At 33.1% G+C, this 24,775-nt stretch carries 21 protein-coding genes, 6 tRNA genes and 1 pseudogene; 7 read left to right on the top strand and 21 right to left on the bottom strand.

Going from position 1 to position 24,775, the window contains the following annotated elements; all coding sequences use genetic code 11:
- Window positions 1-12: 12 nt before the first annotated feature.
- From KA893_RS13810 to KA893_RS13785, 6 genes and pseudogenes are all read right to left on the bottom strand, one after another.
- Window positions 13-1,101 (bottom strand): annotated as a pseudogene (locus KA893_RS13810) (EVE domain-containing protein); the annotation flags it as partial.
- A 72-nt stretch (window positions 1,102-1,173) separates the two neighbouring features.
- On the bottom strand, window positions 1,174-2,154 hold the full coding sequence (locus KA893_RS13805; protein ID WP_075339926.1) for a YeiH family protein: 981 nt from the start codon (window positions 2,152-2,154) through the stop codon (window positions 1,174-1,176).
- Between the two features lie 206 nt (window positions 2,155-2,360).
- Window positions 2,361-2,588 carry a hypothetical protein gene (locus KA893_RS13800; protein ID WP_037538009.1) on the bottom strand — a complete coding sequence of 76 codons (228 nt, stop codon included), beginning with the start codon at window positions 2,586-2,588 and terminating at the stop codon, window positions 2,361-2,363.
- Window positions 2,589-2,612: 24 nt separating this feature from the next.
- The gene (locus KA893_RS13795) at window positions 2,613-3,551 is read right to left on the bottom strand and encodes a type I phosphomannose isomerase catalytic subunit (RefSeq protein ID WP_002482686.1); all 939 of its coding nucleotides are present in this window, start codon (window positions 3,549-3,551) and stop codon (window positions 2,613-2,615) included.
- A 605-nt stretch (window positions 3,552-4,156) separates the two neighbouring features.
- Window positions 4,157-4,855 carry a FadR/GntR family transcriptional regulator gene (locus tag KA893_RS13790; RefSeq protein ID WP_002482685.1) on the bottom strand — a complete coding sequence of 233 codons (699 nt, stop codon included), beginning with the start codon at window positions 4,853-4,855 and terminating at the stop codon, window positions 4,157-4,159.
- A 129-nt stretch (window positions 4,856-4,984) separates the two neighbouring features.
- The gene (locus KA893_RS13785) at window positions 4,985-5,644 is read right to left on the bottom strand and encodes an SDR family oxidoreductase (protein ID WP_002482684.1); all 660 of its coding nucleotides are present in this window, start codon (window positions 5,642-5,644) and stop codon (window positions 4,985-4,987) included.
- Between the two features lie 153 nt (window positions 5,645-5,797).
- Between KA893_RS13785 and KA893_RS13780 the strand changes: the two genes are divergently transcribed.
- Together KA893_RS13780 and czrB are read left to right on the top strand one after the other, a co-directional pair.
- Window positions 5,798-6,094 (top strand): ArsR/SmtB family transcription factor, encoded by a 297-nt coding sequence (locus KA893_RS13780; RefSeq protein WP_002482683.1) that lies wholly within the window; start codon window positions 5,798-5,800, stop codon window positions 6,092-6,094.
- Window positions 6,095-6,116: 22 nt separating this feature from the next.
- Window positions 6,117-7,082 (top strand): CDF family zinc efflux transporter CzrB, encoded by a 966-nt coding sequence (gene czrB, locus KA893_RS13775; RefSeq protein WP_145437464.1) that lies wholly within the window; start codon window positions 6,117-6,119, stop codon window positions 7,080-7,082.
- Window positions 7,083-7,263: 181 nt separating this feature from the next.
- Here the strand turns inward: czrB and KA893_RS13770 are convergent, their stop codons facing one another.
- Window positions 7,264-7,995, bottom strand: coding sequence for a metallophosphoesterase family protein (locus KA893_RS13770; protein ID WP_037538006.1), 732 nt, complete (start codon window positions 7,993-7,995; stop codon window positions 7,264-7,266).
- A 131-nt stretch (window positions 7,996-8,126) separates the two neighbouring features.
- Here KA893_RS13770 and KA893_RS13765 point away from each other — a divergent pair, with 131 nt between their 5' ends.
- Window positions 8,127-9,233, top strand: a complete 1,107-nt coding sequence (locus tag KA893_RS13765) for a hypothetical protein (RefSeq protein WP_210125944.1) — start codon at window positions 8,127-8,129, stop codon at window positions 9,231-9,233.
- Between the two features lie 116 nt (window positions 9,234-9,349).
- Here the strand turns inward: KA893_RS13765 and KA893_RS13760 are convergent, their stop codons facing one another.
- The 4 genes from KA893_RS13760 to glmS all read right to left on the bottom strand — a co-directional run bounded on the left by KA893_RS13760 (window position 9,350) and on the right by glmS (window position 13,697).
- Window positions 9,350-10,207 carry an HAD family hydrolase gene (locus KA893_RS13760; protein ID WP_002482679.1) on the bottom strand — a complete coding sequence of 286 codons (858 nt, stop codon included), beginning with the start codon at window positions 10,205-10,207 and terminating at the stop codon, window positions 9,350-9,352.
- 66 nt (window positions 10,208-10,273) lie between these two features.
- Window positions 10,274-11,059 carry an ABC transporter ATP-binding protein gene (locus tag KA893_RS13755; protein ID WP_002482678.1) on the bottom strand — a complete coding sequence of 262 codons (786 nt, stop codon included), beginning with the start codon at window positions 11,057-11,059 and terminating at the stop codon, window positions 10,274-10,276.
- Window positions 11,060-11,119: 60 nt separating this feature from the next.
- Window positions 11,120-11,476: a DUF2200 domain-containing protein gene (locus KA893_RS13750; protein WP_002482677.1), complete on the bottom strand. Its 357-nt coding sequence runs from the start codon at window positions 11,474-11,476 to the stop codon at window positions 11,120-11,122.
- Window positions 11,477-11,891: 415 nt separating this feature from the next.
- Entirely contained in the window at window positions 11,892-13,697 is a 1,806-nt protein-coding gene (gene glmS / locus KA893_RS13745) for a glutamine--fructose-6-phosphate transaminase (isomerizing) (RefSeq protein ID WP_041080808.1), read from the bottom strand.
- 667 nt (window positions 13,698-14,364) lie between these two features.
- Here glmS and KA893_RS13740 point away from each other — a divergent pair.
- From KA893_RS13740 to KA893_RS13725, 4 genes are read left to right on the top strand one after another with little or no spacing between them, the layout of a single operon-like run.
- Complete coding sequence (locus KA893_RS13740; RefSeq protein WP_002482675.1) at window positions 14,365-15,894, top strand: PTS mannitol transporter subunit IIBC; 1,530 nt, start codon at window positions 14,365-14,367, stop codon at window positions 15,892-15,894.
- A 37-nt stretch (window positions 15,895-15,931) separates the two neighbouring features.
- Window positions 15,932-17,962 carry a BglG family transcription antiterminator gene (locus KA893_RS13735; protein WP_210125942.1) on the top strand — a complete coding sequence of 677 codons (2,031 nt, stop codon included), beginning with the start codon at window positions 15,932-15,934 and terminating at the stop codon, window positions 17,960-17,962.
- 5 nt (window positions 17,963-17,967) lie between these two features.
- Complete coding sequence (locus KA893_RS13730; RefSeq protein WP_002482673.1) at window positions 17,968-18,402, top strand: PTS mannitol transporter subunit IIA; 435 nt, start codon at window positions 17,968-17,970, stop codon at window positions 18,400-18,402.
- Window positions 18,402-19,505 (top strand): mannitol-1-phosphate 5-dehydrogenase, encoded by a 1,104-nt coding sequence (locus tag KA893_RS13725; protein WP_194375787.1) that lies wholly within the window; start codon window positions 18,402-18,404, stop codon window positions 19,503-19,505. Before KA893_RS13730 ends, KA893_RS13725 begins: the two co-directional genes overlap by 1 nt.
- A 305-nt stretch (window positions 19,506-19,810) precedes the next feature.
- On the opposite strand, the gene glmM is transcribed toward KA893_RS13725, so the two are convergent.
- The 10 genes from glmM to KA893_RS13675 form a co-directional block, all read right to left on the bottom strand.
- On the bottom strand, window positions 19,811-21,166 hold the full coding sequence (glmM, locus tag KA893_RS13720) for a phosphoglucosamine mutase (RefSeq protein WP_002482671.1): 1,356 nt from the start codon (window positions 21,164-21,166) through the stop codon (window positions 19,811-19,813).
- 27 nt (window positions 21,167-21,193) lie between these two features.
- Window positions 21,194-22,126 (bottom strand): CdaR family protein, encoded by a 933-nt coding sequence (locus KA893_RS13715; RefSeq protein ID WP_002482670.1) that lies wholly within the window; start codon window positions 22,124-22,126, stop codon window positions 21,194-21,196.
- Between the two features lies 1 nt (window position 22,127).
- Window positions 22,128-22,934, bottom strand: coding sequence for a diadenylate cyclase CdaA (gene cdaA, locus KA893_RS13710; RefSeq protein ID WP_002482669.1), 807 nt, complete (start codon window positions 22,932-22,934; stop codon window positions 22,128-22,130).
- Window positions 22,935-23,072: 138 nt separating this feature from the next.
- Window positions 23,073-23,978 (bottom strand): arginase, encoded by a 906-nt coding sequence (rocF, locus tag KA893_RS13705; RefSeq protein WP_002482668.1) that lies wholly within the window; start codon window positions 23,976-23,978, stop codon window positions 23,073-23,075.
- Between the two features lie 277 nt (window positions 23,979-24,255).
- Window positions 24,256-24,328 (bottom strand) — tRNA-Lys (locus tag KA893_RS13700).
- A gap of 3 nt (window positions 24,329-24,331) precedes the next feature.
- Window positions 24,332-24,406, bottom strand: a tRNA-Gln gene (locus KA893_RS13695).
- Window positions 24,407-24,410: 4 nt separating this feature from the next.
- A tRNA-Tyr gene (locus KA893_RS13690) sits at window positions 24,411-24,494 on the bottom strand.
- An 18-nt stretch (window positions 24,495-24,512) separates the two neighbouring features.
- A tRNA-Val gene (locus KA893_RS13685) sits at window positions 24,513-24,588 on the bottom strand.
- A 9-nt stretch (window positions 24,589-24,597) separates the two neighbouring features.
- Window positions 24,598-24,669, bottom strand: a tRNA-Glu gene (locus KA893_RS13680).
- A 4-nt stretch (window positions 24,670-24,673) separates the two neighbouring features.
- A tRNA-Asn gene (locus tag KA893_RS13675) sits at window positions 24,674-24,748 on the bottom strand.
- Between the last annotated feature and the right edge of the window lie 27 nt (window positions 24,749-24,775).

Genomic DNA, 24,775 nt, shown 5'->3' with positions numbered 1-24,775 from the left:
CAATTATACGGACTTTATCATGAGATTCGTTATAAAACCTTCTCTATAATATAAAGCGCCCGTCTCATTTGGTAAATATTTTCCATAAAGCATGTCTTCTGTGAAATCCGGGTGCCCAGAAGTAATAACTGGATTCGCATTTGTTTTTTGCAATAAGTCTTCTGCCGCTTTTAATCCTTCTCCTTTATCTACTACAAGCAGAATAAATGGTTTCAAATCTTCTGCTGGCTTATCTATCACATTATCGCTTTGCACGGCTTCAAATTGTGGTTTCAAACCATCATTCGCACTCATTTCAAGTATAGATTCAAATTGCGTTTGTGACATACTTGCAATCGCTTGTTTTGCATTTTCCTGTAAGTAGTAAAGATTTTTTAATTTAGGATGCTTATTCAAAGTACTTAATGAGACAGGTTCAATTTCTTTTTCAAAATATACTTCAATAGCCGTACTATTAGTTCTACCAGGAATAGGTGGCTTTTCATGTATATGTTTACTCACTTCACCAACGCCAATGACCGATTGCTCTCGTTTTTTATTATAAAAAACAAGTTGGTCCCCTATTTCTAACTGTGTATAAAAATGATAACCATTTCTTTTTATACCATTATACGTATGTGTAAATATCGTGTTATATGATTCTGGTTCAAATTCTTGTTCCTCAGATATAAAAAAGTATCTAGGTATTTTAGTTTGGCCTTTGCCTAAGCTAACGATTAGTTCATACTCTTCTTTAGTAATTTGATTAAATAATGTTTCTTTCATATTACCCATTCTAAATTCTAACTGTTCACTTCTTTTTAAATAATCAGCTGTTAACGGCTTTAATTGTTCTTGTAATTCAAAATGAACGCGAATTTTATTTTGAGCACCCGTTTGTACACTTGTGATTTCACCAAATCCTAATAAACCAGTGTCCATCTGCACTTGATAAAAGATGACCTGGTCACCAACTTTGGCCTGTTTAAATGAACGGAAACCTTGAGAGGGATTAAATTGTGCACCTGATTCAAATAATGTTGTTTGTCCAACCATTGGTTCATTATGGTTCCAGCGATTATAACCGCAGTTTAACCAAAAATAACTTGTTTCCTCTGCCATTTAGATACTCCTTATCTCATATAAAAATTCTATTTTTCCTATTATATGAAAAATCACCTTATAGAACAAACATTACAATAAGTTGATTAATTTCATAGTGATTAAACTTGTAATAATAACAACGATCCAAGTCACTAAACCAAGTAATATAGGTTTGATACCCGCTTGTCTAAATTGTTTGAAATCCACATTCAAACCAATACCAGCCATCGCCATTGTAATTAAAAATAACGATAATTGTTGAAACATATGAATCACTGATGGTGAAAAATTGAAAATTGTACTTATCAATGATGCTATGACAAACCAAACAATAAACCATGGGAAGATTTTAGCTATGGATGTGTGCGATTGCTTCTCTTTTTCTTTTTTAATAGTTCTATATGTAAAAAATAAAACGACTGGAATAATCATTAACGTACGTGTTAATTTAACAACGGCCCCTGTTTCCAATGCAGTTTTACCGTAATTAGAAGTTGCTGCAATGACACTTGACGTGTCGTTAATCGCCGTTCCTCCAAAATAACCAAAAGTCGCTTGTCCCATATGCATGATATGACCAATTGGTGGGAAGATGAACACTGCTATGAGATTAAATAAGAAAATCGTCGAAATAGCAAATGCAACTTCACTTTCCTTTGCTTTTATAACCGGACTCGTTGCGGCAATTGCTGAACCACCACATATGGAAGTCCCTACCCCAATTAATATACTTAAATGTTCATTAATATTAAACAGTTTCATTAATACATAAACAATTAATGCCGCTGCAAACAATGTAACAAAAATAATTGGTAAAGATCTCCAACCGATGGCGCCAATAGATTGGAAGCTTAATGTAAACCCTAACATGACTATACTATAGTGTAATATTTTTTTACTGCTGAATTTTATACCAGCATCATATTTTTTAGGGATTGTTATTATATTATTAATTAAAATACCTATTATGATTGCAAATATAGCACTCCCAATGATAGGGAATTTACTGCCCATAATTGTAGCGACCATTGCGATTACTAAAGTCATAATGAGGCCTCTTGCTTTATCCAATCTTGCCACCTCCAATTTAAATACTATTTTAACATATTTCAGATTATCTAAACTGTAAATATTGAAATGTACACGGTGTTATAAAGAAAAATTAAACTGATGTTTAAGAACTTTATTGCTAATCACACATTGTCTCTCCATATTTTATAAAATTCATAAAAAAAGTATCATTCACGCAATCGCAAAGATACTCAATTTATACATTGTTAAGTTAACGTTAAAGCGCCCAGAATTGGCATCGTATTAATTAACACACCACCGAATTTGAGCATACCACTTATTTCTTTATCCGGTATTGTAATCAATGCTGCAATAATTCCTATTACACCAAAAATCATTGGAACAGCCATCGAAGGAAATATATCCGTCTTTAAAAATATGCCTGCACCAGATAAAAGACCACATACAAGTGATACATATAAAAACTTAATCATTTTAATGCACTCCCACTTCTATCTCTATAAGTAACTTACAATCAATTCATACTGACCTTCAAATATTGTATCTAAATCATCAGACGTTAATATAAAATTCTGTCCTTGTACTAAATCGAATACTTCACCATCAATAATGACTTGACCTTCACCTTTGAGCACAGAAATCAATACAAACTCTCTTGGTTTCATATAATTTAATGTACCTGAAATGTTCCATTTTACAATTGTAAAAAAGTCATTAGAAACAAGTTGTGTACGTTTATGATTTTCAATGATTTCAGTATCTGTTGGTATATTAATACTTTCATTTGCGATTTCAATTACTTCTTTCGCTTTAACTTGATTTAATTCGCGTTTATCGCCTGAATCTTGTGCACGGTCATAGTCAAACACACGATAAGTCACATCAGATGATTGCATCGTTTCGTAAACAAGTACACCTGCGCCAATAGAATGAATCGTTCCAGCAGGTATAAAATAGAATTCTCCCGCTTTAACTTTCACTTTATTAAATAACGAATCGTAATCCGCTTCATCAATCTTGTCAATTGCTGTTTCTTTCGATTGGGTATTTAATCCATATATAATTTCAGCGTCTTCTTCAGCATCTATAATATACCAACATTCAGACTTACCATATTGTCCATTCTCATTTTCATATGCATACGCATCATCTGGATGTACGTGTACAGATAAAGATTCTCTGGCATCTACAATTTTAGTCATTAATGGAAATTCTTGGCTCGGAAAATCACCAAATAGTTCTCGATGTTCATCCCATACTTGATCTAGTGTTTGCCCACGATATGGTTCGTTTAATATTTCACATTTGCCATTTGGATGTGCTGAAATCCCCCAAACTTCTCCGATATAATCACTGGGTAAATCATATCCAAATTCTTTTAATCGACTGCCACCCCATATTTTTTCATGAAAAATTGGTTTTAAAAATAACGGCATTCATCGCACCTCCAAATTCTTAAGTTGTAATCATATTTAAAATTATATTTTTTAAGTGAATGTTCTCATTTAAATTCATCTTTTTTTACAGAACTAGTGTGATTGTATCACATAATTACTGAGAGTATAAATGACTATACGCGTATTTCAATATATTTAAAATCACTTATTATTATATCAACGACCCATTTAAATTGGTAGTTCATTCTATTTTGTACAATCACATGACGAATCATTTTAATGAATGATTATATTGTCGCCGGAAATTTTTCTTGTTTGGACTTGCCAATACAATCTAATTGACTTTATAATTAGATATAGAGTTTTTTACAAACTCTATCTGTTTTTACATATAAGGTATTGTATTAATTTATGATTATTTGGAAAAGCTGATTACTTTTTCAAATTATAAAATTTGCTATTAGGGGTCTGAGACATAAATAGGTGTCTTAGGCCCCTTTTCTATTTAGTAGTAGATGTAAAATACGCTGACTATTGGACACTATTTCATGTATGTATAAGTACCTTGCTCTAAAATTACTAAAATCCACACAACATGATAAAAGCACCTTTTCATATTATCATGTGAAATGGCGCTTTTTTTATTATGTTTCTTTGAAGTTAGCTAATATGGTTTGTTTTACTTCGAGTAAGTGAGATTGCATGGCTTTAACTGCTGTCTTATCATCCTGCTCTAAAATGGCATGATAAATCATCTCGTGTTCTTCGAGTAATTTAGTCATTGTTTTTTGTTTATCATAGATAAATATTTTTCTAGTTTCTTCCATTGAATTTTGCATAAGTTCTGATATGTTATTTAATAACTCTACTAATAATGAATTTTGAGCTGCATGTGCGATTGCAAGGTGGAATTCTAAATCTGCTTTTTCTCCTGAAGTGCCATCAATTACTGCTTCCCCCATCACAGACAATGCTGTCGCTAGCTTTTCTAAATCTGCTTTATTACGGTATCGTGCAGCATTTGCTACTGTTGCACTTTCAACAATTTCTCTGAGTTCTAATAATTCTTTTATTTGAACTAAAGAATTGAATTTGTCCCCAAATTCAAAAAAAGTAGGCTCAATTTGTTTGATAAAAGTACCATATCCTTGTTTCATTTCTATTACGCCTATCGTTCTCAGTGCATTCAACGCTTCCCTCACTGACGCTGTGCTTACTCCAAATTGCTTACTTAATTTTTGGATAGACGGTAATTTATCACCAACCTGATAATCCTCAGATTTAATATTCTCTAAAATGATATCTGCAACTTGTTCATATATTTTTGGGTTTGAAATATTCATATTAACCTCCAAGCGATATAATTTATTGTATCAAATTTTCGCTCGTAATTTGCTTAAAAAAGCAATTATTTCTAACAAAAAAAACCAATTTACACCATGATGTAAATTGGTTCTTTATTTAATTATATTTTATTTATTTTTAAACTGGTCTAATGCGTCTTCGATTGATTGTTCACCGCTCACAACTTGAAATTCAGTATTTATATAATCATCTGTTGCAAGTACTTCTTTAATGACTGACGCAACATCTTCGCGTGGAATTGAACCTTTATCTTCGAAAAATGCATCTGCTGCAAATTTGTTTATGCCAGGATCATTTAACAATATACCCGGATGCACAATTGTATAACCTACATCCGCTTGTTTAAGATATTCATCTGCATAATGTTTCGCGATCGTGTATGGTTTCAAATCACCACTTGCATCAAAAGCTTCTCTTCTAGAATCATAAGTAGACACCATGACATATTGTTTTACATGGTTTGCTTCACTGGCTTTAATTGATTTGATAGCGCCGTCTAAATCTACGCTAATTGTTTTATCTGCACCAGTGCTACCACCTGATCCTACTGAAAATACAATTTTATCGAATCCTTGTAACTTTTGAGTTAACGTTTCAATATCATCAGCTTCAACATCAATCAATGTCGCTTTCACACCATTGTCTTCTAAAGCTTGCACTTGTTCTTCTTTTCTAACACCTGCGACAAATGATTCGCCACTTTCTTTTAATTGATTTACTAAATATTGACCTACGCCACCGTTTGCACCTATAACTAATGTACTCATTATATAGCCTCCTTCAATAAAATCTTAAATTCATTTTAACACTTCTACATATTTTTAAAACTATTGTGCTTTGAACATTGACTATTCAACAAAATTATATTAATATATGAACAAATATTCATATATTAATGTGAAGAAATGAGGTTAGTAGATATGGTGGAGTCAATTAATGAACAAACGGTAGCATATGTCACCGATATTTTTAAAGCGTTAAGCGAAGGTAATCGCCTACGTATCATGCACCTTTTGATTCAAGGCGAATGTAGTGTAGGTCACATCGCACACACTTTAAATTTAAGCCAATCAAATGTTTCACATCAATTACGTATTCTTAAACAAGCACATTTAGTGAAATCGAATCGCCATGGGCAATCTATGATTTATCAAATAGATGATACGCATGTGACTACTTTAATAAAACAAGCAATTCATCATGCCTCACATAAATAATAATTGAAAGGTGGATATTCATATGTCAGAACATCACGAACATAATCATGCTCACGGTCATGTACACACTAATAATAAAAAAATATTGCTTATCAGCTTTTTAATTATTGGTAGTTTTATGATTGTCGAAATAATCGGTGGTCTTTTAGCAAATAGTTTAGCTTTACTTTCGGATGGTTTACACATGTTTAGTGATACAATTTCACTTGGTGTCGCACTCCTTGCTTTTATCTATGCCGAAAAATATGCAAATAAAAATAAAACTTTTGGGTATAAAAGGTTCGAAATTTTAGCTGCACTTTTTAATGGCATAACACTTTTTGTCATTGGTATCATTATCATTATTGAAGCTATTGAAAGATTCTTTAATCCAGTAGAAGTACAATCGACTGAAATGTTTATCATCAGCGTTACTGGCCTGATAGTCAACATCATTGTTGCTTTATTAATGTTTAGAGGTGGCGATACATCGCATAACATTAATATGCGTGGTGCTTTCTTACATGTTATGGGAGACCTTTTAGGTTCTGTTGGAGCTATTATCGCTGCGATACTCATATGGACTTTAAATTTAACGATAGCTGACCCAATAGCTAGTATCATTGTGTCACTACTAATTATTAAAAGTAGTTGGGGCATTACAAAGTCTTCATTAAACATTTTAATGGAAGGTACACCTATCGATATAAATATGTCTGAAGTCATTGCCACTATTAAGGAAGAGGATGCAATCCAAAGCGTACATGATTGTCACATTTGGACAATATCTAATGAATTAAATGCATTAAGTTGTCACGCTGTTGTCCCTCATGAGATGTCAGTAGCTCAAGGTGAGCAATTGTTAAATAAAATAGAACACAAACTACAACACTTGAATATTCAACATATGACGATTCAGTTAGAAACCAAAGATCACCAACATGACGATGAGACGTTATGTTCATCTATATATAAAACTACTGCACACAATCATGCACATGATCATTAAAAATCTTGACCAATTAAACAAATTAAAAAAAGCGAGTGTACGAAAGTCAAAGTCGATTTCGCATGCTCGCTTCTTTAGTATAATTTAGCATTTCTACTACTTCTAATATTAATCACTACTTGGGATTTCATTATTGATAGTCTACCCCTATATACAGCATATATAGGTTTAAATTACGTATTTATAAAAATTTATCAAATATCAGCGCTTTAGCTGGTACTTGTTTCTCGTCAAATCCTCTTATAAATTCTTCATTGTCATATGGGACTTTAACACGTTCAATTGAAAATTCATTTTCATCAATCGTTACAATACCATAAACTGCATATGCACCATTATTAAGACCTACAGAGCCCGGATTAAAATAAACTGTAGATTTATCATCATATAAATGTACAGTGTGGTTGTGACCAAACACGATTAAATCTGCTTGTTTATCTTCAAACAAAGCTTTTATGTTTTCTTCACTAGGTTCCACAATTGGACTATATGGTTGACCATCAATCGGTGTAGTTAATTGTTCATTTGGTATTTCATAATGAATAAACAGCACTTTTTTATGATTAAATGTTTTTTCAATCACACGTGGTAGTTCATTTAATCTGTCGTAATAATCTTCATCTAAATGACTTTCAATCCATTGGTGATGTTCGTAAAATTTGTCTTTTAAGTCTTCAGGATAAGGTGTGTCATTCACTATCGACATCACCGCTTCATCATGATTACCCGCGATGATTTCCATATCATCTCTGTCAAAAATTTCATCAAGTACTTTATTCGTTTCATGTCCAACCCCGATATTATCACCCAGGTTAAATATCTTATTGATATCTTCTCTTCTATCAATATCATCTAAAACAGTTTCTAATGCATCAAAATTTCCATGAACATCAGTAATTATTGCAAATTTCATGATGATATCTCCTTTCAACTTTTTCTCATTAGGACATTTTAACATTTTATTGCCATTTTGTTACCTATTAATTTTAAAATTATCAAATTTTTGATATCGTATGTTTATGACTAAAAAGGAGTGCTTAAAATTTGTTTAAATTTCATAAATTAGCATTACAAAATGCAAAACCCCAAAATGCTAAAATTTTAATGTTCACAATTGTAAGTTTTATAATATTGTTTGCTTTAACAGTCCTGACATTTATGCCAGTACAACCCGCTATTTATAAATTGTTAATGGCAATGGCTATGCAACAATCTATCGGTGGCGCCATATTTTCACTTGTACTTGCAATACTCATACCATTAATCGTATTTATATTTATTGGTTACCCATTAATAGCTGGAACTATCTACACTATAGACAAAGCTTTAAATAAAGACAAGGTAAATTTCAAAGATTTATTTTCAACATTTAAAAAAGGCAAATACTTAAAAGGATTAAAATTTTCTTTATTTACTTTAGTTTTTGTTATTATCGCATTGTTACTTAATTTACTAGTTTCAAAAGTACTAAATTTAGGAATCGTTCAACTATTTTCAGCAATACAAGGACCATTAAGTAGTTCTGATCATGCACTTGGATGGTCTCTTACTTATCAAATTGTCGCAGCAACAATCGTATTATTTATTCAATCATTCATTTACTGGTTCTTAGCGATTGTCGCAATCAATTATACTTTAGCTTTTGTTAAAGAACCTAGTAATGGTGCATGGTCATCAGTAAAAAGAGGATTTAAAGGCATTAAAAATGGTCAAAAAACTTGGTTCAAATTCTACCTTGGTTTATTATTACTAAATTTAATCGTCATCCTACTTGCTAATCCATTTAGTCAATTAGTTGCTATATATACTGGTAGTATGTCTCAAACATTAGCAATGGTAATTATTTACATTGTTACAGTCATTGTGATTATCATTAGATTAATCGTTTACTATACAAATATATTAGCGATTATTCAGTACTATAATCGTAATGGTGAAAGCATTGAAACTACAAAAGTTAAGAAAAATAAAAAGTCAAAACAACCTATAGATAATGAACTAGAAAGTAAGCAATCTAAAGCAAGCAACAGTGTAACGAATACAACTGAAAAGACAAAATCGAATGTTACTGAGCAATCTGAAAACATGCAAGACAAAGTCAAAGATGAAACATCAGATTTAAAAAACAATCTAAATAAAACTGACAAGTAATATCATTCGAAAAATAATCACGCAGATGCAAAAAGAGTCTGGGACAAAAATAGATGTCCCAGACTCTTTTTCATTTAGCCATTAGATGACTACCTTATTTTCTCTATGCCTATCATTTAATCTTGTAAGAAACGTGCTTTTAAATAACGTGCTGCACCATTATCTTCATTAGTATCATCAGTCACATCATCTGCTAGAGCTTGAATTTCAGGACGTGCATTTTTCATAGCGACAGTATAATGACCAAATGCAAACATAGCTCTATCATTGTCACTATCTCCAATCACTAATGTTTCTTGTTGCGCGATGCCGAAATGCTCAATCATTTCTTTTATACCCGTCCCTTTATCAATACGATATGCCATCGTTTCAGCATTACAACGTGAAGAATTAGACACACTAATTTGTAACTTATCTTGATCTTTTAATAAGTTATTTCTAAAGTTTGTTATTTTTTCAATATCTGGTGAAAATAAATAAATTTTTGAAAATGATTTTTCAGGTATACTTGTTTCCCAATCCACCTTATCAACGAGCGAAGCTTTTCGAGAAGACCATTCGGAAACACCTACATCACCCGGTGGCGTTGCTGGTTCAAATAATGCATTTGCCCATGCTTTATCTTCCTGTAAAACAATACGATTACTGTCAAATGGGAATATTTCATAATAGATTGCCTCTTGTTGTGCGCGTTGTACAATGTCAATTACAGCGTTGTAAGACAAGCTGTGCTTAAATAAAACGCTATCCTTAACCATTCCTAAAGTACCATTTGAACTAATAATACCATCGACTGCAAATGATTCAGGAACAAGATAATGTATTTCATTATGTGCACGACCTGTTGCTAAAAAGACTTTATATCCCTTATCTCTTAATTGTTGAATAACTTCTGTTGTTTCTAAATCAACACGATTATCTTTATGTAAAATCGTGCCATCCATATCTAAAAATATTGCCTTAACATTATCCATTTTTATATAAGCCTCCATCACATATGATCATCTTAAATTATGGCATTAACTATGCTAATGTGCAATCTACACATTATTCATAAATAGTGCGTAGCGTTGATTTTGATAGCGTACATTGACATTTCTATTAAAAAAGTTGCTCATAACATCACTATTTAAAATATCTTTAATATTACCTTGTTTATAATTCTTACCTTGCTTCAGTAAAAAGCCTTTTTGTATATCTTGTGTAATCTCTTCAATAAAATGCGTCACATATATAACAGCTAATTCAGGTTGTTGTTGGTACAATTTTTCGAGCGCTTGTAACAGATCTTCTCGTGCTATAAAATCTAAGCCAGATGCTGGTTCATCTAAAATAAGTAATTTGGGGTGACCCATCAGCGCACGAGCAATAAGTACCTTTTGACGTTCTCCTGTAGATAGATAACCATAGTATTGTGACTCAAAATCACGCATTCCCATTTGTTCTAAATATTGTTGTGCCAATTCAATATGATGTGGTTCTATAGTTTTAAATACACCTATGGAATTAAATATGCCACTAATTACAACATCTCGCACCAATTCGCCATCTTGAAAACGATCCATTAAACTATTTGAAACAAACCCTATGTAATCTCTGACTGTTTCAGCAGAATAGCCCACTTTTCCTGGTTGCATGCCAAATAAGTTTATCGTTCCAGCAGTATTTGGTTCGTAGGCGTTTAATATGTTTAGCAATGTTGTCTTACCAGCACCATTTAGGCCATAAAGCATCCATTTTTCACCTTCGTTAATTTGCCAGCTCACATTTTTAATGATTTCCTTACCTTGTTTTCTACGTGATATATTTTTCAAGTCAATTAACATGTTATACCCCTTTTCTCTTATGCAATTTCTAACATGACTTAACAAATCACCTTCATTCGATCATTTGTGTTGTCTAAATATTTTATCCAATGCCTTTCCTTTTGCCAGTTCATCTATCATTTTATCTAAATATCTAATTTCTTTCATAACGGAGGCTTCCATATTTTCTACACGTACACCACAAATGACACCCGTTATTTTTGTTCGCTCTGGATTTAAGTTAGGCGCTTGATTTATAAATGTTTCATAATCTGTCCCATCCGCAACCAAGCGATCAATCTCTGATTGCGTGTAACCTGTCATCCATCTTATAATTTCATCCGCTTCTTGTTTGGTTCTATCCTTTTTCTCTACTTTTTTAATTAATAAATCGTATACTTTTCCAAAAGCCATAGAATAAATTTTAGGTTTTTCCACTATATTCAACTCACTTTTAAAGTTTATCTAGTTATGATGATAAGCATAATAAACATAATAACATTTTAAAAATATTTTGATTTATATAATAATTAAAGTTCAAATTTGATTGTAATCGTTATCGTTGATTTATATTAGTGCTACTCATTTAAAACAATACAATTCATGATTAATCCACAATAACTATCATTTAACTACATACCTCAAACATTTAGTTCTCAATATACTGCCTATTGCACTGTATATCACTGAAATATAAATCAAAGTCATATGTTTTTATTATAAAAAAAGAGCAAGAATGAAATCAAAACTTTAAGTTTGATTTCATTCTTGCCCTATTTATACAATATATGATTTCATGCATTTAAATTAGATATTACAATAGCACTACTAATTAGCTGTTAATCATATGTCTTTATTCAACTGTTACTGATTTAGCTAAGTTACGTGGTTTATCAACATCTAAATCTCTGTGTAATGCTGCATAGTATGAAATCAATTGTAATGCAACAACTGAAACTAATGGTGTTAATAGTTCGTGCACATGTGGAATAACATATGAATCGCCTTCTTTATTCAAGCCATCCATTGAAATAATACATGGGTTTGCGCCACGTGCAACTACTTCTTTCACGTTACCACGAATAGACAAGTTGACTCTTTCTTGTGTAGCAAGTGCAATAATTGGTGTACCTTCTTCAATTAAAGCAATCGTACCGTGTTTTAATTCACCACCAGCAAATCCTTCAGCTTGAATGTACGAAATTTCTTTTAATTTTAATGCGCCTTCTAAACTGACATTGTAGTCTCCAGTACGACCGATAAAGAACGCATTACGCGTTGTTCTTAAGAAATCTGTTGCAATTTGTTCCATAATATCTGCATCATCTACGATTGTTTCGATTGCAGTTGTTACTTTTGCTAATTCACGTAATAAACTTACATCAACATCTTTACCATGCTCTTTAGCAACGATTTGTGACAAGATAGATAATACTGCAATTTGTGCTGTATAAGCTTTAGTAGATGCTACTGCAATTTCAGGACCTGCATGTAACAATAATGTATGATTTGATTCACGTGATAATGTTGAACCAGCTACATTAGTGATTGTTAATGATTTATGACCTAAGCGGTTTGTTTCAACAAGCACGGCACGGCTATCTGCTGTTTCTCCTGATTGAGAAATGTAGATAAATAGTGGGTTCTCAGAAAGTAAAGGTGTATTATATACAAACTCAGAAGAAACATGCACTTCTGTAGGGACACCAGCCCATTTTTCAATAAATTCTTTACCTACTAAACCAGCATGATAGCTTGTTCCGGCAGCAATGATATAGATACGATCTGCTTCGGCAACATCTTTAATCACTTCTGGATCCATCTTCAAGTTACCCTCTTCATCTTGGTACTCTTGGATAATACGACGCATCACTGCAGGTTGTTCGTGAATTTCTTTTAACATATAGTGATCATAAACGCCTTTTTCTGCGTCTGCTGCATCTATTTGTGCAGTATATGCTTCTCTTTCTTGAACTTGACCCTCTTGATTTTTGATAATGACTTCGTCACGTTTAACAATAACGATTTCATGGTCATGAATTTCTTTATAACGATTTGTAACTTGTAACATAGCAATTGCATCTGATGCAATAACGTTAAAGTCATCACCTACACCGATTAATAATGGTGATTTATTTTTAGCTACATAAATTGTATCTTTATCTTCATTATCAATTAATCCTAAAGCGTATGAACCGTCTAATAGTGAAACAACTTTTGTAAATGCTGCTTCTGTATCAAGGCCACTATTTGAGAAATATTCTACAAGTTGAACAATGACTTCTGTATCTGTTTCAGAAATAAATGATACATCTGATAAGTATTCGTTTCTTAATTCTTCATAATTTTCAATTACACCATTATGAACTAATGTAAAACGTTCCGTCGTTGATTGATGCGGATGTGAATTTTCATAATTTGGCACACCATGTGTAGCCCAACGTGTATGACCAATACCTACATTACCGTCAGTAGCTTCACTATCTGCAACTTTTCTTAATTCTGCGATACGACCCTTTGCTTTGAATACTGAAGTACCTTCATCATTTACCACTGCTACACCAGCTGAGTCGTAACCTCTATATTCTAATTTTTCTAAACCTTTTAATAATAATTCTTTGGCATTATCTTGCCCAATATATCCAACAATTCCACACATTTTAAAATTTCCTCCAATTTAATGGTGAAGAGATAATTGAACTTCTAGCGAATTCGAACCTGTCCAATTTAATATAAACCATCGAAGGCAGACTTATCCCTATATTTATCATATAGAAATTGAAAATACCTTGATGGCAATGGTTATCTCATTCACCGTATATTTTTATATTTAATTTTTGGCTATCTTATTAACTTTGTGCACCAGGTTACCCTAATGTTTTCCTTAATAAGTTAACGAATGAGCCACATCCGGGATAGCATCCGCCGATGGTTCGATAACTACCCTCCTCGTCTACAAACTTCGATTATCGTGTCTATTAAGATTTCTGTTATAAACCTTAAATTACAAACACATAACCTCTTCACTTGTACAGGCGCTTTATTGAACTAACGCTTAAACTGTCCTCCTTCCTATCAATATTATTAATTGTACAATGTTCTTATTACTTAATGCAAATAATTTATTAACAATTTATTTACAAAATAACTTTGTGCTTAATCAGTGACATTTAACATGTAATATCCATATTTATGAAGCGTCCAGTTATATTCACAAACTTGTCAAAGATACTGTGACAAATTTGATATTACTTTCTCTTGTTTATTCCCCTGTACCCCCCATACAATAAAGTTATAAATAAAAAGAGAAAAAGAGGTGCAATTCTATGTCACAAACAGAGACGCAAGAAAACAAAGGTCTTGGACGTAAGGTACAGGCATTTGGTTCATTTTTAAGTAGTATGATTATGCCGAATATCGGTGCATTTATCGCATGGGGCTTTATCGCTGCAATCTTTATTGATGGTGGTTGGTGGCCTAATAAAGATTTAAGTGAATTAGCTGGACCTATGATTTCATATTTAATTCCCTTGCTTATTGCATATAGTGGTGGTCGTTTAATTCACGAAATGCGCGGTGGTATTATTGCTGCTGTTGCAACTATGGGTGTTATCGTAGCATTACCTGATACACCAATGTTACTTGGTGCTATGATTATGGGACCACTTGTAGGTTGGTTAATGAAGAAAACAGATGAGTTTATTCAACCTAGAACACCACAAGGTTTTGAGATGTTATTCAATAATTTCTCAGCTGGTATCTTAGGATTCATCATGACTATTGTTGGATTTAAAATATTAGCTCCAATTATGGAATTTATTATGCATATCTTGTCACTTGCTGTTGAAGCATTGGTACATGCACATTTACTTCCATTAGTAAGTATTATCGTTGAACCTGCTAAGATTGTCTTCTTGAACAATGCAATTAACCATGGGGTTTTCACACCACTTGGTGCAGATCAAGCAGCATCTGCTGGACAATCTATCTTATACACAATTGAATCTAACCCTGGACCTGGTCTTGGTATTTTAGTTGCTTATATGATTTTTGGTAAAGGTACAGCAAAAGCAACATCATATGGCGCAGGGATTATCCACTTCTTAGGTGGTATTCATGAAATTTACTTCCCATACGTATTAATGCGTCCTTTATTATTTATCGCTGTAATCTTAGGTGGTATGACTGGTGTGGCAACTTATTCATTACTTGATTTCGGCTTCAAGAGTCCTGCCTCACCTGGTTCATTCATCGTTTATATGTTGAACGCGCCTAAAGGTGAATTCTTACACATGGTGCTTGGTGTACTCTTAGCAGCAATCGTATCATTTATCGTGGCAGCACTTATTTTGAAATTCACAAAAGAGCCTGAAGAAGACTTAGAAGCAGCTACCGAAAAAATGGAAGCTTCAAAAGGGAAAAAATCAAGTGTATCTTCTAAGCTAAAAGGGAATGAAGATAATAATGCAACTTCAACTACCGCTTCTACTTCAACTTCAGAAAATAATGAAGAACAATCAGAAGAAGCATTGTTAGATAATTATGATACTGAAAATGTAGACGCACATGATTATAGTAAAGTGAATCATGTTATATTTGCTTGTGACGCTGGTATGGGATCAAGTGCTATGGGTGCAAGTATGTTACGTAATAAATTTAAAAAAGCAGGCATCCAAGATGTAAATGTTACAAATACTGCAATCAATCAATTGCCTAGCGATGCACAACTTGTTATCACTCAGAAGAAACTTACTGACAGAGCAATCAAACAAGTTCCAAATGCAATCCATATCTCTGTAGATAATTTCTTAAACTCTCCTAGATATGATGAATTACTTGAAAATCTTAAAAAATAAATAATCACTATATAGAACAATACTGGAGGGTATGGCTATGTTTTTGAGTACACGTGAAAAAGAAATTATCGAAATGTTAATTAAATATCACGGTCAATATGTCACAATTTACGACATTGCTCAAAACTTAGCTGTATCCTCTCGTACTATTCATAGAGAATTAAAATCAATTGAATCGTTCCTATCTAATTTTGATATAGCATTAGAGCGCGTCACAAAAAAAGGCATACAACTCAATACAAGTGAAGGTGCTCTATCTTCACTGAAACATGCCTTATTGCATGAAAACACCATAGATTTATCACAAGAAGAACAAAAAGTAATCATTTTATATGCATTGATACAATCTGATACCCCTATTAAACAATATGGATTGGCACAAGAAATTGGTGTATCGAATCAAACACTAACGAAACTCTTAGATGAGCTCGATGTGGAACTTGATTTATATCAATTACGTTTACACAAAAAACGTGGAGAAGGTATTCAATTACATGGCGCAGAATCTAAAAAACGTGAATTATTAAGTCAATTAATGGTCAATAACCTAAATAGTACCAGTGTTTATTCCGTAATCGAAAATCACTTTGTTTATCAATCTATTAATCAATCCCAACTAGCTATGGTAGATATGGATAAGATTTTCCAAATTGAACGAATTCTTATGGACCATCTCGATCAATTGCCCTACTCATTGACTGAGTCTAGTTATTTAACCCTTACAGTGCATATCGTCTTAAGTATTGATCGGATGTTAAATGGTCAGTATGTTGCATTGAACGACGATATTTATCAAAGTGTTAAAGATTCATTTGAACATGAGGTGGCACAAGCGCTTGCACTACATCTTGAGCATATATACGGGGTTCAGTTTAATCAAGCCGAAGTGACCTTTATTACGATTCACCTCCGCGGCGCAAAACGAAAAGAATCTGCAGAAGTATTTAAAGACAGTAAAGATGAATCAAAAATCGAAAAATTCATACAGTCAGTCACGCATTTTTCACAGCAAACATTTAAAGATACTGAAACTTTAAGCGAAGGTTTAAAATTGCATATCATTCCAGCTATTAATAGATTAAATGCCAATATTGAAACAAATAATCCATTAACTGAAATGATTAAGCACAAATATCCGCGATTATTTGAAAGTGTATATCGCGCCTTATTACAAACTTGGCCAGATTTTACATTTCCAGATAGTGAAATTGCATTTATTGTTTTACATTTTGGTGGCGCTATTCAAAGCCAAGGTGCTCACTTATATAATGTGCTGGTCGTATGTAGTAGTGGTATAGGTACGAGTCGTTTACTTGCTACGCGTTTGCAACAAACCTTTAGCGAAATCCAAAAAACTACACAGGCTTCTGTGGGTGATTTAAAAGAAATGGATACATCACAATTTGATGCAATTATTTCTACTGTAGATATCGATATTACAACCCCTTATATTACAGTAAATCCCCTACTACCTGATGCAGATATCAATCATGTTGCAGCGTTCTTAAATACACAGCAACATCAATTTAAGCATCAAGCTATTGAACCGAAGCATCATAATATTTTAAATCCTGAAGACAAACTAAATTATATAAGAAAAGGTTTAGAAATTATCGATTCGGTAAATATTGACTACACAATGGTATCAGATTGGAGTCAGTATTTAACATCAACATTATTATCACATCAAATTATTACGGATGGGCCGTCATTCGCTGAACTTATTAAGCAACATATGGACAGTCAAGGGTTTGTTTTAGAACCCTACCCTATCGCTATACCTCATTTAAAAAATGATATCATCAAAAAACCATTCATACTTATAACGATTTTAAATGAGCCTATTGTGCTTAAAAGTAATCAAAATGGCAATCAATCCGTGAGATATTTATTAAATATGTTTGTACCTCCCGATGACACCATGTCTCAATTGGTAAGTGAAATATCTGGAAAAATGGTAGAGCATCTTGATAATATCGATGGATTTATGGAAAGACCCGAACAACTTCAAGTTTTATTGAAGCAAAGTTATCTGATACAATTACAAAATTTATTAAATATGGAGTGAAGACAATGAGCGAATTATTTAGCAATGAAAACATTTTTATTAACCAAACAGTAAAGGATCAAAACGAAGCTATTGAAAAAGCAGGTCATGCCTTAGTATCTAGCGGTGCAGTGACTGAAGATTATATTCAAGCTATGAAAGATCGTGAACAAGTTGTATCTACATTTATGGGTAATGGTTTAGCCATTCCACACGGTACAGATGAAGCTAAAACAAGCGTATTAAAATCTGGTCTAACTTTAATTCAAATTCCTGAAGGTGTCGATTGGGAAGGTGAAGAAGTTAAAGTTGTCGTAGGTATTGCTGGTAAAGATGGCGAACATTTAGATTTGCTTTCTAAAATTGCGATTACTTTTAGTGAAGAAGAAAACGTTGATCGTATTATTAATGCATCATCTGCTGAAGAAATCAAACAAGTCTTTGAGGAGGCTGAAGCATAATGAAAGCATTACACTTTGGTGCAGGTAATATTGGTCGTGGTTTTATTGGATATATTCTTGCGGATAACGATGTAAAAGTTACTTTTGCTGATGTGAACGAAGAAATTATAAATGCTTTAGATAAAGAACATCAATATGATGTCATCCTAGCAGATGAAGCAAAAACAACTACACGTGTGCATAATGTCGATGCAATTAATTCAGATGGCCCTTCTGAAAGCCTAAAACAAGCCGTATTAGAAGCAGATTTAATTACTACTGCTGTAGGCGTTAATATCTTGCCTATTATTGCAAAATCATTTGCACCTTATTTAAAGGAAAAAGAGACGCCAGTTAATATTGTTGCTTGTGAAAATGCAATAATGGCCACAAATACATTAAAAGATGCCATTTTAGATATCACTGGTCCTTTAGGTGATCATATTCACTTTGCAAACTCTGCTGTCGATCGCATCGTTCCTTTACAAACAAATGACAATCTTTTAGATGTTATCGTTGAACCATTTTACGAATGGGTAATTGAAAAAGATGCTTGGTTTGGTCCAGAATTAGATCATATTAAATATGTAGACAATTTAACGCCATACATTGAACGTAAATTACTCACTGTTAACACTGGTCATGCTTATCTTGCTTATGCAGGTAGATTTTATGGCCAACCAACAATATTAGATGCTGTTAATGATGATAATATTAGACATGGTTTAGAAAATGTTCTAAAAGAAACAAGTCAATATATTACAACACAATTCAATTTTACAGAAAGTGAACAAGCTCAATACGTTGATAAAATCATTGGTCGTTTCAAAAACCCTAATTTATCAGACGAAGTAACACGTGTTGGACGAGGCACTATGCGTAAAATTGGACCACAAGATAGAATCATTAAACCACTATCTTATTTATACCAAAATAATTTGAAACATGATGCACTCATCAAAACAGCGGTATTATTATTAAAATATGATGATACCAATGATCAAGAAACAATTGAAAAAAATGAGTACATTGATAAACATAGTGTAGAAGGCTTCTTGAAATCATTTGCTAAAACAGATGATCAATTAACTTCAGAAATAGTAAAAGAATATAATGTATTGTAAAATTAATCTATAATTAAAAAAGCACGGATAAGCTTAATTCAGCCTATTCGTGCTTTTTTATATCAAAATTATTTTTAGAGCCACTTTTTAGAACTACTTTTTAGAACTACTTTCACATTTTATGTGAATTAGTAGTTCTTATGCATGAGCTTAGCTCATGTAATCCTTAATCATTCTAGTAGTCTTATACATGTGCCTTAGCTTATATAATATTAAACTATTTTCAATACAATAACATCTACTACTCTATTAAGAAAGAGACTGAGGCATCTATTTATGTCCCAGTCTCTTTCCTTTAAAATATATTAATTGTCTAAGCCCATTTTATCTTGGACTACTTCAGCAATTGTATTGGCATAACGTTGCGCATCCTCATCTGTCGCAGCTTCAACCATTACACGAACAAGGGGTTCTGTACCTGATGGTCTTACTAAGATACGGCCTTCTCCATTCATTTCAACTTCAACCTTAGTCATTATTTCCTGTACATCTATATTCTCTTCCACACGATATTTATCAGTAACACGAACGTTGACTAATGATTGAGGATATTTCTTCATTTGACTTGTAAGTTGACTCAAGCTTTTACCAGTCATTTTAATGATACTTGCAAGTTGTACACCTGTTAACAAGCCATCACCCGTTGTATTATAATCCATTAATACAATATGACCTGATTGCTCTCCACCAAGATTATAGTTACCACGTCTCATCTCCTCAACAACATAACGATCTCCAACTTTTGTTTTATTTGATTGGATACCTTCATTCTCAAGTGCTTTATAGAAACCTAAGTTACTCATAACTGTAGAAACAATCATATTATTATTTAATTCCTGATTCTTACTCATAGCTTGACCAATAATAAACATAATTTGATCACCATCTACGATATTTCCCTTTTCATCGATAGCAATTAATCTATCACCATCACCATCAAAGGCTAATCCAAAATCACACTCAGATTCTACAACGACTTTAGCAAGTGATTCAGGATGTGTTGATCCTACTTCTTGATTAATATTATAACCGTTAGGATTACATCCAATTGTTACTGTATCAGCTTCTAAGTCACCAAATAGAAATGGTGCAAGTGATGAAGTCGAACCATGTGCACCATCTAGTGCAATTTTCATACCTGCTAAATCAACGTCTACAGTCGATTTTAAATAACTAATATATTTTTGCGCACCCTCAAAGTAGTCTGAGTAATGTACGATGTCTTCACCAACCGGTCTTGGTAAATCAGGGTTATCTTGATCTAATAAATGTTCGATTTCTTGTTCTTGATCATCTGATAATTTAAATCCATCAGAACCAAAGAATTTAATCCCATTGTCTGGTACTGGATTATGAGAAGCTGAAATCATTACACCAAGATCAGCCTCCATTTCACGTGTTAAATAAGCCACACCAGGTGTTGAAATAACACCTAAACGCATAACCTCTGCACCAATAGAAATCAATCCAGCAATTAAAGCAGATTCTAGCATTTCACCAGAAACACGTGTATCTCTACCTACTAGTACTTTAGGATGCTTTTCACCTTCATTATGTGCTAAAACATAGCCACCATAGCGTCCTAATTTAAACGCAAGTTCTGGCGTTAATTCTTTATTTGCAACGCCCCTTACGCCATCTGTACCAAAATATTTAGCCATTATATATATCTCCTTTATTTTAAAAATCTATTTAACTGTTATTTTTGCAGTGGTATCTTTCGGACTAACTTTTGTGACCTTATCTGGAACTTGGAAATCTACCTTTTCCTCAGTTGTATCTGAAATGCCATCCAAATTAATTCTTGCTGTAATTTCATCAATGTCATCTAAGTCGTCTTTGTTACCATAGATTTCAACTTCGTTATCATCTAATTTAATATCTTTAACTTCTTGTCCATTTGAAAGCGAACCAACAGATTTCATTTTCACTTTTACTTTTTTACTATAATCTTCTACTTTAACACTTAAATTGACTTCATTAGGGTCAATTGAAACATCAATTTTGTTTAAGTTTCTATCAAATGCTGTTATTTTCGCAACGTCTGTAGTGTCTTTTGAAACTTTACTTTTGTTTTTATAAGTAGCTTTTAAATAAGCGATTTTATCTAGTTGCTTTTGTCCACCTGTAACTTTAACTGTATCAGGTGAAACGCTTTGTTCACTTATTTTATAGTTAGAATTCAAATCGTTATTACTTACATCTGGTTCAATTTTAAATGTTTTACTTACTTTTTCTTCCAGTGAAACAGTTGTTTCTTTTGGTTTCACTGTGTAATCAATATCTTTGTTTAATCCATTAATTTTAAATTGAGCTGTATGTTTACCAGCTTTTTCACCACTAAGATCTAAAATAGCTCTAATGTTTTCACCATTTTCTGCTTTTAAAACTTGTGATTGTGGTCCAGAAATTTCAACATCTACTTTATTTGGAACTTCACTTGCATAAAGTTCTTTATTATTGTATTTCACTTGAACTGGCACATCTTGAATAGTTTCAGATGATTTTTGACTTAAGTTATCTGCATCAAAAATATTTCCAAACATGTTATTAGCTGACAAGAAAAATAATACAGCTAACATCAATGCGATTAATCTTAAACCCCATTTACTCTCTAACATATTAGTTCACACCTTTCTCATGAAAGTGTGTGCCAAACCAATGTTCAGCTAGTAGTTCTTCAAAAGCTTCATTAGAAATATCTTTTCTCAATTTACCATCAAATGTAACAGAAATCGAACCCGTTTCTTCAGATACAACTACAGTAAATGCATCTGATACTTCTGAGATACCAACTGCTGCTCTGTGTCTTGTACCTAAACTTTTTGCTATTTTTGCGCTATCAGATAACGGTAAATAACATGCTGCACTTGCAATTTTATTTGCTTGAATAATCATTGCACCATCGTGTAATGGCGTATTTGGTATAAACACATTCGTTAATAATTCTTGTGATATTTCTGAATTCATAGCAATACCAGTTTCAATATAATCCTGTAAACCTGTTTCCTTTTCAAAAACAATCAAAGCACCTATACGACGTTTAGCCATATATTGTACAGCTTTTGACACAGATGATATTAATTTATCTTCATCACTATTTAAATTCGTAGAATATCGTTTGAATAAACTGCCTCGACCAAGTTGTTCTAAGGCACGTCTGATTTCTGGCTGGAATATTACAATTAATGCTAATACACCCCATTGAATAACTAAATCAAATAAACGGGATGTTGCTGTTAAGTTAAGCATTTTACTCAATTGTTGGCCAATCACTATCACGACAATACCTTTTAATAGTTGAATGGCTTTGGTACCTTTAAAAACTGTAATGAGAAGATAAAGTACATACCATACGATGAGTAAATCGAGTACACTAGCAATAATTTTTACTGTACTCCAGTCGTCAAAAAAGTTGGATAAATCCATAACATCTCCTCCGGTTATCTGTTCCCATGTTACCTATTATACCAATCATAACACTAACTGTCATATTTAGTATTTATTTTTTATCTAAAATAAACGAAAACGGATGTAGAAGGCATCTACATCCGTTTGCTTTATTATTTATAATAACGTTTCTCCAAAGAAGCTGCCTACAAGCCCAACAGCTTGTTCAGCTGTATCATTATTATGATCTATTAATGGGTTAACTTCTACAAGATCCATTGAAGTTACTAAATTAGAATTATGTAGTAATTCTAACGCAAAATGACTTTCACGATAAGTTAGTCCACCTAATACTCTAGTACCTGTACCAGGTGTTTCAACTGGATCTAAAGCATCAACATCCAGAGATAGATGAATGCCATCTGTTTTTTCTTTCAAGTAGTCTATTGTTTCTTCAATGACTTGTTTAATACCATATCTATCTACTTCAGCCATCGTATATGTTTTAATATTATTGTCTTTAATATATTGTCTTTCGCCTACATCCAAGTCTCTCATACCAATGAGAACGATATTCTCAGGTTTTACTTTGGGCGCATAATTAGCAATGTTGACTAACTTGTCATCCCCATCGCCAGCAAGTATTCTTAAAGGCATACCATGGATGTTTCCTGAAGGTGACTCTTCTGGTATATTTAAATCTCCATGCGCGTCATACCATATAACTCCTAAATTTTCATAATGCTTACTGACTCCAGAAATAGAACCAATCGCAATAGAATGGTCACCACCTAAAATTAATGGAAAATGGTTATTTGATAAACTATTGGAAACAGACTGACTTAATGTTTCAGATGTTTCAATAATTTCCTCTAAATTTCGTAGTCCTTGTTGCTCTGAATTGAATTTATTTAAATTAAGTTCTGGTACATTTATATTGCCAGAATCTTTTACAGTTAATCCAATCGCTTCAATTCTTGCTACTATACCAGCATAACGTATTGCATCTGGACCAAGGTTTACCCCTAATTTCCTTTGTCCAAATGTAGATGGTGCACCTATAATTTCTACTGTTTTGTTCATCTATAAAACCCCTTTGTTGTTATCTTGTTACTAGAATAATCTAAAGCGTTTGAGTTTTCAACCTTGGGTAATACAGTACATTTAGCTATTTCATTTCTTTTTACATATAAAACCACTTTAATGATTTATCATTCAATAAAATGATGATAAACACACTGTTTTTACTATTTTCAATCATAATATTGTATAAAAAGAAAATGATAAATTTAATTTCAACAAAGCGATAATTAATTTAAAACATAAAAAAAGTACTTCTCATATGAGAAGTACTTAAGAGTGAGCCATAGTGGGCTCGAACCACTGACCCTCTGATTAAAAGTCAGATGCTCTACCAACTGAGCTAATGGCTCTAATGGCTGGGCTAGCTGGATTCGAACCAGCGCGTGATGGAGTCAAAGTCCATTGCCTTACCGCTTGGCTATAGCCCATTAATGGTGGAGGGGGGCAGATTCGAACTGCCGAACCCGAAGGAGCGGATTTACAGTCCGCCGCGTTTAGCCACTTCGCTACCCCTCCAAGCTATTCAATTAAGAATGGTGGAGAATGACGGGTTCGAACCGCCGACCCTCTGCTTGTAAGGCAGATGCTCTCCCAGCTGAGCTAATTCTCCTAATATGTATGACCCCGACGGGACTCGAACCCGTGTTACCGCCGTGAAAGGGCGGTGTCTTAACCGCTTGACCACGGGGCCATAATGGCTCCACAGGTAGGACTCGAACCTACGACCGATCGGTTAACAGCCGATAGCTCTACCACTGAGCTACTGTGGAATAATCAAATTGCCTGGCAACGTCCTA

Source organism: Staphylococcus sp. GDY8P126P (genome assembly GCF_017891965.1).
Lineage (GTDB): Bacteria > Bacillota > Bacilli > Staphylococcales > Staphylococcaceae > Staphylococcus > Staphylococcus saprophyticus.
The sequence above is the reverse complement of the archived record's forward strand: the minus strand, read 5'-3'. Positions and strand labels throughout refer to the sequence as shown.